We start from the raw sequence: 13,311 nt of genomic DNA on the forward strand, positions 1-13,311 counted from the left end.
AGTGAGTGGTGCGATTGAAATCAGCGCAGGCCTGATTTCGCAGCGATGTCTTCGATGTCGCCGCGTACGAGACCGATGTCTTCCAATTCGCGGTCTGTCAGTTTGTTCAGTGTGTTACGTGTCTGACGCGCATCGTTCCAAGCCGCGAATGTCGCGTAGAGTGAACTAAAGACGGCGAAGCCGCCGTTGGAGACGTTAGCGGATCGGGTTGCTTCAATAACAGCCATTATCGTTTTCCTTAATAGCGGATCGCCCAGCGGGCAGATCATTTCAGTTGTTTCGTTCTGAGGCGCATTTAGGCCTCGTATCGAACACCCACAACCACCCCTTTTTGCATAGGCCGTATGCGTTTTATGCATGCCGAAAAATTAGACATTCCGCACATTTTTACGGCATCGATCTTGGGTGGAATGTGTCGCTTTCCGACCTTTTGGTGGCGAATTTATCCCCTCAAATCACGGCGCGTGTCGTGAATGGATTTCGGCGGTCCAAAAGCGACGGTTTTGCATTAACCTTTCCTTTTGTTCGCGTTTCGTGCTACTGCATCAAAAAAACAACAGGTGCCGAGCAGCATGCGCGTAATTGGAATTGATCCGGGTCTTAGAAACATGGGCTGGGGCGTGATCGAAGTGGATGGATCACGCATGAAGCACCTAGGTAACGGGGTGTGTAAGTCCGAAGGCAAGGATTTGAGCCTGCGTCTTTTGTCCCTACATCGACAATTGAGCGATATTGTCCGCGAATTCAAACCGGACACCGCCGCTGTTGAGCAAACCTTTGTGAACAAAGATGGCGCTGGCACATTGAAGCTGGGCCAAGCGCGCGGCATTGCCTTGCTTGTCCCTGCGCAAGCGGGACTTGAGATCGGCGAATATGCCCCCAACAAAGTGAAGAAGACTGTTGTTGGGGTGGGCCATGCCGCCAAAGAACAAATTCAGCATATGGTGAAGTTGCAATTGCCCGGCGTCGTGCTCAACGGCCCTGACGCGGCTGATGCGCTTGCGATTGCCATGTGTCACGCACATTATACACGTTCCACCCGCGTGTGGGAAAAAGCAAAACAGGCGGCAAACGGATGATTGGTAAACTTTCTGGACGGATCGACTATCGCGGCACGGATCATGTTCTGATCGATGTGCGCGGTGTAGGTTATATGGTCTATTGTTCTGATCGTACCTTGGCGGGTTTGCCGGGGGCGGGTGAGGTTGTGGCGCTTTATACGGATCTTCTGGTGCGCGAAGATAACCTGCAGCTCTTCGGCTTTACCTCGCTTGTTGAAAAAGAATGGCATCGCTTGTTGATGAGCGTCCAAGGCATCGGTGCAAAAGCGTCTTTGGCGATCCTAGGTGCCCTTGGCGCGGATGGTGTTAGCCGTGCGATTGCTTTGGCGGATGTCACGGCGATCAAGGCGGCCAAAGGCGTTGGGCCAAAGACTGCGCAGCGCGTTGTGATCGAACTTAAGGACAAAGCGCCGGGCGTCATGGCCATGGGCGGCGCTGCGCCGGCGACTGCGATGGGCGAGGTACCCGCGTCTGACGATTTTGAGGTGGTCGAAACGCCCGTGCAAAAGATCACCGCGCCAAGTGCGTCCGCGCAAGCAGAGGCGCTGTCAGCGCTGGGTAACCTTGGCTATTCCCCCTCTGATGCGGCTGGTGCTGTGGCAGAAGCGGCGGGCGTTGAACCTGATGCGGATACGTCGGCGCTTATTCGCGCGGCGCTCAAGCTGCTTGCGCCAAAGGGGTAGGGCATGATCGAACCTGACCCCACAATGCGCCCTGAGGCCTTGCCCGAAGACAATGATCGCGCATTGCGTCCACAAGCTTTGGATGAGTTCATCGGTCAAGCTGCGGCGCGCGCGAACCTCAAGGTCTTCATCGAAAGCGCGCGTCGTCGCGGCGAGGCGATGGATCACACGTTGTTTCATGGTCCCCCGGGTTTGGGCAAAACGACCCTCGCACAAATCATGTCGCGCGAATTGGGCGTGTCGTTTCGCATGACCTCTGGCCCTGTCTTGGCGAAGGCGGGGGATTTAGCGGCCATCCTTACCAATCTAGAAGCGCGGGATGTCTTGTTCATCGATGAGATTCACCGCCTCAATCCAGCGGTCGAAGAAGTGCTCTATCCCGCGATGGAGGACTTTGAGCTTGATCTTGTGATCGGCGAAGGACCTGCTGCGCGGACAGTTCGGATCGAACTGCAACCCTTTACTTTGGTCGGCGCGACAACGCGGCTTGGCTTGCTAACGACGCCTTTGCGAGATCGCTTTGGCATTCCGACGCGTTTAGAATTTTACACAGAAGATGAACTTTATACGATTGTAGAACGCAACGCGCGCAAGCTGGGTGCGCCTGCGGATGAAGGCGGTGCCCGCGAGATAGCAAAACGTGCACGCGGTACACCGCGTATTGCGGGGCGTCTGCTACGCCGTGTGGTGGATTTTGCGGTTGTCGAAGGCGACGGCAAAGTGACGCGCGCACTGGCGGATATGGCTTTGACACGGCTCGGCGTGGATAAGCTCGGCCTTGATAGCGCGGATCGCCGTTACTTGACGCTGATCGCTGAAAACTATGCGGGCGGTCCTGTTGGGATTGAAACCATTGCTGCGGCCCTTTCAGAGAGCCGCGATGCATTGGAAGAGGTGATTGAGCCGTTTTTGTTGCAGCAAGGTTTGATCCAGCGTACTCCGCGTGGGCGAATGCTCGCGCAGAAGGGCTGGACGCATTTGGGGCTCGCTGCGCCCAAAGCGCCAGATCAGGCGGGTTTGTTTGGTTGATCGTGCGGGACGCTCCGCGGGAAGTTTATTTGGAAAGATGAAGACGATGTTGGACGCCTCTGAAATCGAAGCGCTTTTTACACGCGCCGATGGCAGTTATTCCTTTGCGCGTTGGGGGCGGCCGATTAGCCCTGTGGTTTTTGGCGTTACGGAAGAGACTTTGAAAGTCGTTAAGGGCGCGATTGAAGCGGTGTGTCTGGTGTCGAACCATCACATGTCGGAGACCGATCCTGAGCTTGGCTCCAACGCGATGTTCTTTTTCTTTTCGGATTGGGCAGAACTGCTTGAGGTGCCGAACCTTGATCAATTGGTGCCTGGCCTGAAAGAGATGGTCGCGAAGGTGACGTCGGCAAACGCCAATCAGTATCGCGTGTTCCGTTTCGATGAAGATGGCGCGATCCGCGCTTGCTTTACCTTTGTGCGGATGGATGCTGCTCTGGATGAAGTGCCGGCCGAGACTTTGGCACTTAATCAGGCGGTGCAGATGATGGTGCTATGGTCCGATCGCGCGTTTCAGGATCAATCGCCCTTGGCGGCGATGGAAAACGGCGGCGTGATCGTGAAGCCAGAGATTTCTGGTCTTTTGGCAGCGGTCTATGATGCGGTGATGCCGGTTGCCGCCAATGATCCGAGCCATGCGCTGCGCGTTGCGGCGCGGATGCCGAAGAAGCAATAGAGGTTCGCCATGCATGAGTTTGGTTTGCGGGTGTATTATGAAGACACCGATCTTGCGGGCATTGTCTATTATGCGAACTACCTGCGCTTCATCGAACGCGCGCGTACCGAATGGGTGCGCGGGCAGGGCATAGATCAGAGCCGTTTGAAAGAAGACGAAGGATTGGTTTTTGCCGTGCGCCGCGTCGAGGCGGACTACTTGGCACCTGCAAAATTTGATGATGAGTTGATTGTGCGCACCTCGGTCGAGCATATGACAGGCGCGCGCATTGTGCTCAGCCAAGACGTTGTGCGGGGCGCGGACATGTTGTTTTCGGCTCAAGTGACGCTTGTCGCGCTTACCAGCGCAGGGCAACCTGCACGTTTGCCAGCAATTATCCGCCGAATTGTTCACTAAAATCGGTATTTTCGCGCTTGTGATGTCGCCTCTGGTTGGTTTTTCCTGAAATCCCCGCTAAGCTTGCTTATCTTAAAGAGCCGCAGACAGTGGCCGGATAGAAAAGAGCAGGCAAATGGAAGCAGAAACCCTTGCGTTGGCGCAGGAGATTGATTTCTCCATGTGGGCGCTTTTCGCGCGCGCGACGATTACCGTAAAACTTGTGATGATCTTGCTGATCGGCGCCTCGATTTGGGCGTGGTCCATTGTCGTGCAGAAATACATGCAATATCGCACGGCGCGCAAAGAAGCCTCTGTGTTTGATCAGGCCTTTTGGTCAGGTGAGCCATTGGATCAATTGTTTGATCAAATTGGCGCGACGCCAAACGGACCCTCAGAGAAGATTTTCGCTGCTGGCATGACCGAATGGCGCCGCTCACACCGTGTGGATGGTGGCTTGATCGCAGGCGCGCAGAGCCGGATTGATCGCTCCATGGACGTAGCGATTTCTAAAGAAGCTGAAAAGCTGCAAGCGGGTCTGTCTGTATTGGCTACCGTTGGCTCGACCGCGCCGTTTGTTGGATTGTTCGGTACGGTTTGGGGCATCATGAATGCCTTTATCGAGATTGCCGAAGCGCAGAACACCAATCTGGCGGTAGTTGCCCCCGGTATTGCGGAGGCGCTTTTGGCGACGGGTCTTGGTCTGCTCGCTGCGATCCCAGCGGTTATCTATTACAACAAGTTTAGCGCGGACAGTGACCGCATTGTTGGCGGTTATGAGGCCTTCGCGGATGAATTCGCGACCATCCTGTCGCGCCAGTTGGATAGCTAAGCCATGGGCGCAGGTGTGATGCAAAAAGAGGGCGGGGGACAACGGCGCAGGCGTCGTGGTGGCCGCGCCCGTCCCATGGCAGAGATCAACGTAACACCCTTTGTGGACGTCATGTTAGTTCTGTTGATTATCTTCATGGTCGCGGCCCCGTTGATGACGGTAGGCGTGCCTGTGGAGCTGCCCAAGACGGCGGCGGGCGCTTTGCCTTCTGAGGCGGAAGAGCCTTTGACGGTGACGATTGCTGCAGATGGACGCGTTTTGATCCAGACGACTGAAACAGATATGAGCGAATTGGTTACGCGTATGCAGGCCATTGCGGCCGAACGCGATAGCACACGCGTTTATCTGCGAGCGGATGGCGCTGTGGCTTATGAGCAAGTGGTTCAAGTCATGGGCGCGCTCAACGCAGGTGGCTTTAGCGACATTGGTCTTGTCACGGATACCGGCGGTCCAGAGCTCGACGCCGAGCTGACAGGTAACTAGGGCGCGCGCGGTGCAAAAGAGCACCTACATATCAGCAGGCGGTCATGCGCTTGTGCTGGGCTATGCCCTGTTTGGCGGAATATTTTCTGCTGAACCTTTAGAGCTGCCGACGGTGGATGTGTCGGTCATCTCGGAAGCCGAGTTTGCGGCCCTGACGCAAGCGGCCCAACCCCCTGAAGTGGAGCCGGAAGCCGAAGTGCCTGTGGTGAGTGAACCCACGCCTGAACCGGAACCAGAGCCTGTTCCTGCGCCAGAGCCAGAGCCCGTGCCAGAACCCATTCCAGAGCCTGAGCCCATTCCGGAACCTGAACCAGAACCGATCCCTGAACCAGAACCTGTTCCGGCACCAGACCCCGCGCCCGAGCCGGAACCCATTCCAGAGCCAGCGCCTGAACCAGAGGCAGTAGTCATTCCCGATCTTGCGCCTGATGCGTCTTTGCGCCCGAAACCGCGCCCTGCAGATCGTGTTGCAACCGAAGCCGTCGCCGCGCCTGAGCCAGAAGTCGAGATCGATAACACGGCTCAAGAAGCAAGCGAGCCTGATGCCGAGGCCGAACAAGTTGTTGAAGAGCAGAGCGAAACTGCACCTGAAGAAGCGGCAACCGAGATCGTAACTGAGGCAGAGCAACCCGCTGCGAGCGCGCCGACTTCGTCGCGCCGCCCCCAAGCGCGTCCGCGCGAAACAGCGGCGAGCGAACCTGAGCAAACCGATACATCATCGGCTGTAAATGCCGCCCTTGCAGAGGCTCTGGCCGAACCCGCCGCGAGCGATGCGCCTACGGGACCTGCGCTCAGCGCGGGTGAAACAGATGCGTTGCGTCTTGCCGTGCAAAGTTGCTGGGTGGTCGATGTGGGCAGTCAGGCCGCGAACATCACTGTGATCGTTGGCATGTCGATGGAACCAAACGGTACCGTTGTGGGCAATAGCCTAAGGCTCGTGTCCTCGTCTGAGGGAGATGGAGCCGCGATTGAGACTGCTTATCAAGCTGCGCGCCGTGCGATCCTGCGGTGTCAGAAGGAAGGTTATGATTTGCCCGAAGACAAGTATGAGCAGTGGAAAGAGATTGAAATGACCTTCAATCCCAAAGATATGCGCATTAGATGAGCCTCTTTCGTCACATACCATGGGCAAGCGCTTGCCTATCACGCGCAAAGCCCTTTTTTATAAAGGCCACACCGCTTAGAGTGTTGCCAAAAGCAGTAGCAGGACAGGCAATGACCCTGAGAGTATTAATCGCCGTTTTGGCAATCTTCACTTTGCCATTTGCGGCGCTCGCGCAAAACGGGCCGCTCCGCATTGAGATCACCGAAGGTGTGGTCGAACCGATGCCATTCGCAGCGCCAAATTTTGTTGCTGAAAACCCAGCCGCGAACGAATTCGCAGAGCGTCTTGCACGGGTTGTGGTGAGCGATCTTGCGGGAACGGGGCTGTTTCGCGAAGTGCCGCGCGATGCTTATATCAGCCAGATCACCAGCTTTGATGCACCTGTCCAATACGCGGATTGGAAAGCGATCAATGCGCAGGCTTTGGTTACAGGCGCAGTCAACGTCAACGGTAATTCAGTGAATGTGAAGTTCCGGGTCTACGATGTGTTCTCTGGCACTGAAATCGGCTCTGGTCTGCAGTTTGCTGGCACGACCCAAGGCTGGCGTCGCATGGCGCATAAGGTGGCCGACCAAGTCTATACGCGTATCACGGGTGAGCAGCCTTATTTTGATAGTCGCGTTGTTTATGTTTCCGAGCAGGGCCCGAAAGACAAACGCCGTAAGCGTCTCGCGATCATGGATTATGACGGCGCGAATGTGCAGTATTTGACTGGCTCTGAGCATCTCGTACTTGCGCCGCGTTTCTCGCCTACAGGGGATCGCGTGCTCTATACTTCTTATGAAACAGGCTTCCCGCGTATCTATGTGCTCGATGTTGGTTCTGTGCAGCGCCGCGTCCTGGAAAGCCAAGAAGGCTCTATGAGCTTTGCACCACGCTTTTCTCCGAATGGTCAAACGGTGGTTTATTCCTTGGCGAGCGGTGGCAATACAGATATTTACCGTATGGATGTTGCGAGCGGCTCAAGCACGCGACTGACCTCTGCCCCCTCTATCGAAACCGCGCCGAGCTATAGCCCTGATGGCAGTCAGATCGTCTTCGAAAGTGACCGCTCAGGCTCGCAACAGATTTACATCATGTCCGCAAATGGCGGCGAAGCGAAGCGTATCAGCTTTGGCAACGGCCGTTATGGTACGCCCGTCTGGTCGCCTCGTGGTGATTTGATCGCCTTTACAAAACAGTCCAAGGGGCGTTTCCACATTGGTGTGATGCGCACGGACGGCAGCGAAGAGCGCTTGCTGACGGCGTCCTTCCTAGATGAAGGTCCCACATGGTCGCCAAATGGCCGTGTCATTATGTTTACACGCGAAACGCAGGGTGCCTCTGGCGCATCATCGCTCTACTCGGTTGATATCTCTGGGCGTAATTTGAAACGTATTCCTACGGACGGTGGTGCGTCCGATCCATCATGGTCGCCTCTCCAACGCTAAACGCGGCCAGATACATATAACAATAATAAGTGAGACAAGCAGATGAAGATGATTACCAAGGCAGTGCTCCTGACCAGCGTTATCGCGTTGGCCGCATGTTCGAACAAAAGCGACTTTGAGGGCGATGATTTTACCGACCTGAACGCAAGCTCTGGTGCCAATGCAGGGGCAAATGCGGGGATCATTCCTGGCAGTGCGGGTGATCCAACATCGATTGCCTTCTTCCAGCAAAGCGTTGGCGATCGTGTCCTGTTTGAAGTTGATCAATCCTCGCTCACCGCTCAAGGACGCGCCACGCTGGATGGTCAAACGGGTTGGCTGATGACAAACTCTGACTACACGGCGATCATCGAAGGTCACGCAGATGAGCAGGGCACCCGCGAATATAACGTTGCGCTCGGTGAACGCCGCGCCAATGCAGTGCGCGATTATCTTGTGAGCAAAGGTGTTCCATCCTCACGTCTTCGTGTCGTGAGCTTTGGCAAAGAACGTCCCATTGAGGTTTGCAGCGCCGAAGGGTGCTATGCTAAAAACCGACGTGCTGTGACTGTTCTTGCAGCGGGTCTGACTGGCTAAGGCCACTTTGGAAGGAACGCATATGTCGTCTCGTTTATCACGTCACTTGGCGGCGGCAGCGCTGACACTCTGTTTGATGCCTGCAATGGGCGTCGCGCAATCGAGCAATGATCAAACCCTTGCAGATATCCGTCAGGATCTCACGGTTCTGTACGTGGAAATGCAGCGCTTGAAGCGCGAATTGTCCACGACGGGCGCCTCCAACCCTGCGGTTGGCGGCGCAAGCGCGATTGAGCGGATCAATTCCGTTGAGGGCGAATTGCAGCGGTTGACAGGTAAGGTCGAACAACTTGAGTTCCGTATCGAAGGCATCGTCAAAGACGGGACCAATCGTATCGGCGATCTGGAGTTCCGTTTGGTGGAGCTTGAAGGCGGCGATGTCAGCAAGCTGGGTGAAACCAGCACATTGGGCGGCGCTGCTACCTCAAGCGGGGTTGCAACGCCTGTTCAAAGCCCGACCCAAGCGCCCAGTGATGATTTTGGCGGTGCAGAGTTGGCAGTAGGCGAGCGCGCAGATTTTGAAGCGGCGCAAGCGGCGATGGAAGCTGGCGACAATGCGGGCGCGGCAGAGCAATTTGCGCTGTTCACACAGAATTACCCCGGTAGCCCACTTGAGGACCAAGCGCGCTTGAAGCAGGGCGAGGCCTATGAAGCGGCAGGCAATGCACGCGAGGCTGCGCGCACTTATCTTGAAGCCTATTCACGTGATCCGTCTGGCGCGGCTGCGCCCGATGCATTGTTCCGTCTGGGACGCGCCTTGGGTCGGCTTGGATCAACGTCTGAGGCCTGCGTCACCCTGAGCGAAGTGGGTGTGCGGTATCCTGGCACTGCGGCAGCGGGCGATGCGCAAGCGGAAATGAGCGCGCTGAGCTGCTCGTAATGCTGAAAACGGACCTTTTGAAAGGGCATGTCCCATTGGGCATTGCGCTTTCGGGGGGCAGCGATTCAACGGCCCTTTTGATCCTTGCGAGCGAAGTGCTTGGCGCGGAGAACCTTAGGGCGGTGACGGTGGATCATGGTCTGCGCGCAGGTGCACGCGCCGAAGCGGAACAGGCGGCCAGCTTATGTGCGTCGCTCGGCGTGGCGCATGAGATTATCACGTTGAAATTGGCCAATAGCGCGGATTTACAAGCCCGCGCGCGCGCCGCGCGCTACGACACGCTCAGCGCTTGGAGCGCGCGTACTGGCGTTGCTGCGATTGCTTTGGGGCATACCGAGAACGATGTCGCTGAAACCTTCCTAATGCGCTTGTCGCGTGGTTCAGGCGTGGATGGCTTGGCGCAAATGCCAGAGCGTTTTTCGCGTAAAGGCACCATCTACCTGCGCCCGCTTTTGAATGTTCCGCGCGCCGCATTGCGCGAGATGTTGCAAAGCAAGAACATCGCATGGAGCGATGATCCGTCCAATGAAGATCGACGGTTCACCCGTGTGCAAATGCGTCAAGCGGATGGGGCGCGTGAAGAATTAGGTCTGAGCACGTCGCGCCTGAGCCAGACAGCAAAATGGATGCGCGCGGCATCTGAAGTCCTTGAAAACGCAGCGGATGATTGGATCGTGCGCCATGCACGCGTCGATCATGGCGATGCGGTCTTTAACCAAGCTGCATTGCGCGCAGCGCCAGAAGAAACTGCATGTCGCATGTTTGCGCGTGCTCTGTGCAATATATCTGGCAACCCGTATCGCCCGCGTTTTAGCGCGTTGGAAGAGGCTCTAAAGAGCAACGCGGCGATGACCTTGCATGGGTGCTTGATCTATCCGCACGGGGACGATTTACGCATCACGCGAGAGCTGAACGCGATCAAAGGGCAAGACCCACGTTGGTACGTGAAGAATGATCTAGGGACATTCGTTATGCGCGCACTGGCGGAGGTCGGACTGAGCCAAATTTCTGATTGGCGTGAAACGGCCCTCTTGCCGCGACGCTCGCTGCTTTCAAGCCCCGCGATCTGGGATGGAAATCGCGTAGTTGCCGCGCCCTTTGCGCGACCCGATCCTGACTGGGACGTAACGATTGCCGATCCGCTGAAGCGCGCCGCTACTTAGAGCGCGCAGCTTTTTCTGCGATGCCCGAGGTGCCGACGCGCTTGGCGAGGACGGCTTCCACATCTGCCAGCGATACATCTCGCGCAGCAAGCATGACGAGCAGGTGATACATCACATCAGCGGCTTCCGAAGCCAAAGCCTCTTTGTCGTCCTTGATGGCTTCGATGATCGCTTCGATTGCTTCTTCGCCGAACTTCTCGGCGCATTTTTCGGGACCCTTTGCGAGCAACTTAGCCGTCCAGCTATCGGAGCCGCCCTCAGCTTTGCGCGCTTCAATCGTGGCGAAAAGATCGTGGAGAACGCTCATGTTAACCTCACTGGAATGCCTGCGGCGGCCATGTGCGCCTTGGCCTCGCCCACGGTATATTCACCAAAGTGGAAGATCGACGCGGCCAGAACCGCGCTTGCGCCGCCCTTGGTGACGCCTTCGACCAAGTGGTCTAGATTGCCGACGCCGCCGGATGCGATGACCGGCACATTCACGGCATCAGAAATCGCGCGGGTGAGGGGCAGGTTAAAGCCCGACTTAGTGCCATCGCGATCCATGGATGTGAGCAGAATTTCCCCTGCGCCTTTCTCCGCGACGAGCTGCGCAAATTCCACCGCGTCAATGCCCGTTGGTTTGCGTCCACCGTGGGTGAAAATCTCCCAACGGCCCGGTTCCACGGTTTTTGCGTCAATCGCGCAGACGATGCATTGGCTGCCAAACTGATCTGCGGCCTCGGCCAGCACGTCAGGGCGGGCCACGGCGGCAGAGTTAAAGCTGACCTTGTCCGCGCCCGCGAGCAAAAGCGCGCGCACGTCTTCAACCTCGCGCACGCCGCCGCCAACAGTCAGCGGGATGTAGCATTGCTCCGCCGTGCGGCGCACCACGTCAAACATGGTGCCACGGTTTTCGTGGGTGGCGTGAATGTCGAGGAAACACAGCTCATCCGCGCCCGCAAGATCATAGGCGCGCGCGCTTTCAACAGGATCGCCCGCATCGCGCAGCCCGACAAAATTCACGCCTTTGACAACGCGTCCATCGGCAACATCGAGGCAGGGAATGATGCGGGTTTTAAGCATTAGCCAAGCACCTTTAGGGCTTCTGAGAGGTCAAGCGCGCCGTCATAAAGCGCGCGACCCGAGATTGCGCCATTGAGGTTAGCGCCGCAATCGCGCAAGGCAACAAGATCCTCGAGCGAGGACACGCCGCCAGAGGCGATCACAGGGATCGATACCGCGCGCGCGAGAGCGGCTGTGGCGTCAATATTCGGCCCCTGCATCGCGCCATCGCGGTTGATGTCGGTGTAGATGATCGCGGCCACGCCTGCGTCCTCAAAGGATTTGGCAAGGTCGGTGACGTTCACGTTGGTCTCTTCTGCCCAGCCTTTGGTCGCAACCATTCCGTCGCGCGCGTCGATACCTACTGCCACGTGACCTGGGAAGGCCTTGGCCGCTTCGCGTACCAGCTCAGGGTTCTCAACAGCAACGGTGCCAAGGATCACGCGTTGCAAACCTTTGTCGAGCCAGCGCTCAATCGTTGCCATGTCGCGGATGCCGCCACCGAGTTGGGCAGGGACTTTGCAGGCCTTCAAGATCGCCTCAACCGGCGCAGCGTTCACAGGTTCACCCGCAAACGCGCCATTGAGATCGACCAAATGCAGCCATTCACACCCTGCTTTGACAAATTCCATCGCTTGCGCGGCGGGATCGTCGCTAAAGACGGTTGCTTTGTCCATTTCGCCGCGCAGCAAACGCACCGCTTGGCCATCTTTGAGGTCGATTGCAGGGTAGAGGATCATAAGAGAGGTGCCTTTTGTTTCTTGCGCCCTGCATTGGCATGGGATCGCCGAATTTGCAACGGGGCGTTACGTCAAGGCTTGCTTTGCGGGGCCGCTGCTCGCAAGGTTTGGGCAAACATTGGGAGGAAACTATGAAATCTTTACTCACAGCCGCTGCGCTGAGCGTCATTGCCGCGACGACGGCCTTTGCAGAACCCGCCGTGGGCGTGTGGAAAACACAGGTCGATGATGGTGCTTATGCGCATGTGAACATGGCGCCATGTGGTGGCAGCCTTTGCGGTGTGATCTCGCGCACGTTCAACAACACGGGCGAATACAAAAGCGCGAACATCGGCAAGAAGCTGGTTTGGGACATGAAGTCGTCTGGCGGCGGCAAATATAAAAACGGCCAGATTTGGCAGCCATCTACGGGCAAAATCTACAAATCCAAAATGACACTCTCAGGCAATACGCTGAAAGTGTCGGGTTGTGTTGGACCGATCTGCAAAAAGCAGACTTGGACACGCGTTAAGTAACTCGTGTTTGGATGCTTAAGGCGTCCAAGTCAGAAAATTTGAGATCAGCCGCAGGCCAACCTGTTGGCTTTTCTCTGGATGGAACTGCATGCCAAGCATCGTATCACGGCCCACAATTGCTGTGATATCACCCGCATAATCCACGTGGGCCAGACGCTCTTCAGATTTTGAGACATCGAAATGATAGGAGTGCACGAAATAGGTGTGATCGCCTGTTTTGACGCCATCGAACACAGGGTGGGGCGTGTCGATCACCAAATCGTTCCAGCCCATATGCGGCACTTTCAACGCTTTGTCGCTTGGCGTGATCTTCACCACTTCGCCGTCGATCCAGCCCAAACCATACGTATCTTCATACTCGCGGCCAATCGTTGCCATTAGCTGCATGCCAACACAAATCCCAAGGAAGGGACGCGCTTTGACTGTGACTGCCTCTTGCAATGCATCGAACAGACCGCCCGAACCTTTGAGCGCATTTACACAAGCAGGATAGGCACCATCACCGGGCAGAACGATCCTGTCCGCGCGCGCAACGACGTCGGCGTCAGAGGTGACAACAACCTCGCCAGCGCCAACTTCGCTCGCCATACGGCCAAAGGCTTTCTCGGCGGAGTGAAGGTTGCCGCTCTCGTAATCAATAATTGCAGTCAGCACGTTAGAGCGTTCCCTTTGTGGATGGAACCGCATCCGATTTGCGCGGATCGGTTTCTACAGCGATG

18 protein-coding genes are annotated in these 13,311 nt (G+C 56.6%); 13 read left to right on the forward strand and 5 right to left on the reverse strand.

The window, feature by feature from the left end:
• Nucleotides 1-20: 20 nt before the first annotated feature.
• Complete coding sequence (locus ABJQ89_RS05015) at nt 21-227, reverse strand: DUF1127 domain-containing protein (protein WP_348495170.1); 207 nt, start codon at nt 225-227, stop codon at nt 21-23.
• Between the two features lie 345 nt (nt 228-572).
• On the opposite strand from ABJQ89_RS05015, the gene ruvC reads away from it, so the two are divergent.
• From ruvC to tilS, 12 genes are all read left to right on the forward strand, one after another.
• Complete coding sequence (gene ruvC / locus ABJQ89_RS05020; RefSeq protein ID WP_348495171.1) at nt 573-1,079, forward strand: crossover junction endodeoxyribonuclease RuvC; 507 nt, start codon at nt 573-575, stop codon at nt 1,077-1,079.
• Entirely contained in the window at nt 1,076-1,744 is a 669-nt protein-coding gene (gene ruvA / locus ABJQ89_RS05025) for a Holliday junction branch migration protein RuvA (RefSeq protein ID WP_348495172.1), read from the forward strand. Before ruvC ends, ruvA begins: the two co-directional genes overlap by 4 nt.
• A 3-nt stretch (nt 1,745-1,747) precedes the next feature.
• The gene (gene ruvB, locus ABJQ89_RS05030) at nt 1,748-2,773 is read left to right on the forward strand and encodes a Holliday junction branch migration DNA helicase RuvB (RefSeq protein ID WP_348495173.1); all 1,026 of its coding nucleotides are present in this window, start codon (nt 1,748-1,750) and stop codon (nt 2,771-2,773) included.
• A 46-nt stretch (nt 2,774-2,819) separates the two neighbouring features.
• Entirely contained in the window at nt 2,820-3,449 is a 630-nt protein-coding gene (locus ABJQ89_RS05035; RefSeq protein ID WP_348495174.1) for a hypothetical protein, read from the forward strand.
• 9 nt (nt 3,450-3,458) lie between these two features.
• The gene (gene ybgC, locus ABJQ89_RS05040; RefSeq protein ID WP_348495175.1) at nt 3,459-3,845 is read left to right on the forward strand and encodes a tol-pal system-associated acyl-CoA thioesterase; all 387 of its coding nucleotides are present in this window, start codon (nt 3,459-3,461) and stop codon (nt 3,843-3,845) included.
• Between the two features lie 115 nt (nt 3,846-3,960).
• A complete protein-coding gene (tolQ, locus tag ABJQ89_RS05045; protein WP_348495176.1) occupies nt 3,961-4,656 on the forward strand; it encodes a protein TolQ in 696 nt (231 codons plus the stop codon).
• A 3-nt stretch (nt 4,657-4,659) separates the two neighbouring features.
• Nucleotides 4,660-5,139 (forward strand): protein TolR, encoded by a 480-nt coding sequence (gene tolR, locus ABJQ89_RS05050; RefSeq protein ID WP_348495177.1) that lies wholly within the window; start codon nt 4,660-4,662, stop codon nt 5,137-5,139.
• Nucleotides 5,140-5,149: 10 nt separating this feature from the next.
• Nucleotides 5,150-6,244 (forward strand): cell envelope biogenesis protein TolA, encoded by a 1,095-nt coding sequence (locus ABJQ89_RS05055; protein ID WP_348495178.1) that lies wholly within the window; start codon nt 5,150-5,152, stop codon nt 6,242-6,244.
• A 110-nt stretch (nt 6,245-6,354) separates the two neighbouring features.
• On the forward strand, nt 6,355-7,674 hold the full coding sequence (tolB, locus tag ABJQ89_RS05060) for a Tol-Pal system beta propeller repeat protein TolB (RefSeq protein WP_348495179.1): 1,320 nt from the start codon (nt 6,355-6,357) through the stop codon (nt 7,672-7,674).
• Nucleotides 7,675-7,716: 42 nt separating this feature from the next.
• Nucleotides 7,717-8,250: a peptidoglycan-associated lipoprotein Pal gene (pal, locus tag ABJQ89_RS05065; RefSeq protein ID WP_348495180.1), complete on the forward strand. Its 534-nt coding sequence runs from the start codon at nt 7,717-7,719 to the stop codon at nt 8,248-8,250.
• Nucleotides 8,251-8,272: 22 nt separating this feature from the next.
• Nucleotides 8,273-9,130, forward strand: coding sequence for a tol-pal system protein YbgF (gene ybgF / locus ABJQ89_RS05070; protein ID WP_348495181.1), 858 nt, complete (start codon nt 8,273-8,275; stop codon nt 9,128-9,130).
• A complete protein-coding gene (tilS, locus tag ABJQ89_RS05075) occupies nt 9,130-10,293 on the forward strand; it encodes a tRNA lysidine(34) synthetase TilS (protein ID WP_348495182.1) in 1,164 nt (387 codons plus the stop codon). Before ybgF ends, tilS begins: the two co-directional genes overlap by 1 nt.
• Here the strand turns inward: tilS and ABJQ89_RS05080 are convergent.
• The 3 genes from ABJQ89_RS05080 to hisA are packed head-to-tail and all read right to left on the reverse strand — an operon-like array spanning nt 10,286 to nt 12,077.
• Nucleotides 10,286-10,600 carry a phosphoribosyl-ATP diphosphatase gene (locus ABJQ89_RS05080; RefSeq protein WP_348495183.1) on the reverse strand — a complete coding sequence of 105 codons (315 nt, stop codon included), beginning with the start codon at nt 10,598-10,600 and terminating at the stop codon, nt 10,286-10,288. The genes tilS and ABJQ89_RS05080 overlap by 8 nt on opposite strands.
• The gene (hisF, locus tag ABJQ89_RS05085) at nt 10,597-11,358 is read right to left on the reverse strand and encodes an imidazole glycerol phosphate synthase subunit HisF (RefSeq protein WP_348495184.1); all 762 of its coding nucleotides are present in this window, start codon (nt 11,356-11,358) and stop codon (nt 10,597-10,599) included. The genes ABJQ89_RS05080 and hisF overlap by 4 nt, the downstream gene beginning before the upstream one ends.
• Nucleotides 11,358-12,077, reverse strand: a complete 720-nt coding sequence (gene hisA / locus ABJQ89_RS05090; protein ID WP_348495185.1) for a 1-(5-phosphoribosyl)-5-[(5-phosphoribosylamino)methylideneamino]imidazole-4-carboxamide isomerase — start codon at nt 12,075-12,077, stop codon at nt 11,358-11,360. The genes hisF and hisA overlap by 1 nt, the downstream gene beginning before the upstream one ends.
• Nucleotides 12,078-12,208: 131 nt before the next feature.
• Between hisA and ABJQ89_RS05095 the strand changes: the two genes are divergently transcribed.
• The gene (locus ABJQ89_RS05095) at nt 12,209-12,592 is read left to right on the forward strand and encodes a DUF2147 domain-containing protein (RefSeq protein ID WP_348495186.1); all 384 of its coding nucleotides are present in this window, start codon (nt 12,209-12,211) and stop codon (nt 12,590-12,592) included.
• 15 nt (nt 12,593-12,607) lie between these two features.
• Here ABJQ89_RS05095 and hisH read toward each other — a convergent pair whose 3' ends face one another.
• Nucleotides 12,608-13,246, reverse strand: coding sequence for an imidazole glycerol phosphate synthase subunit HisH (gene hisH, locus ABJQ89_RS05100; protein ID WP_348495187.1), 639 nt, complete (start codon nt 13,244-13,246; stop codon nt 12,608-12,610).
• Between the last annotated feature and the right edge of the window lie 65 nt (nt 13,247-13,311).

Origin of the sequence: Planktotalea sp., assembly GCF_039984035.1 — a bacterium.
Taxonomy (GTDB): Bacteria; Pseudomonadota; Alphaproteobacteria; order Rhodobacterales; family Rhodobacteraceae; genus Planktotalea.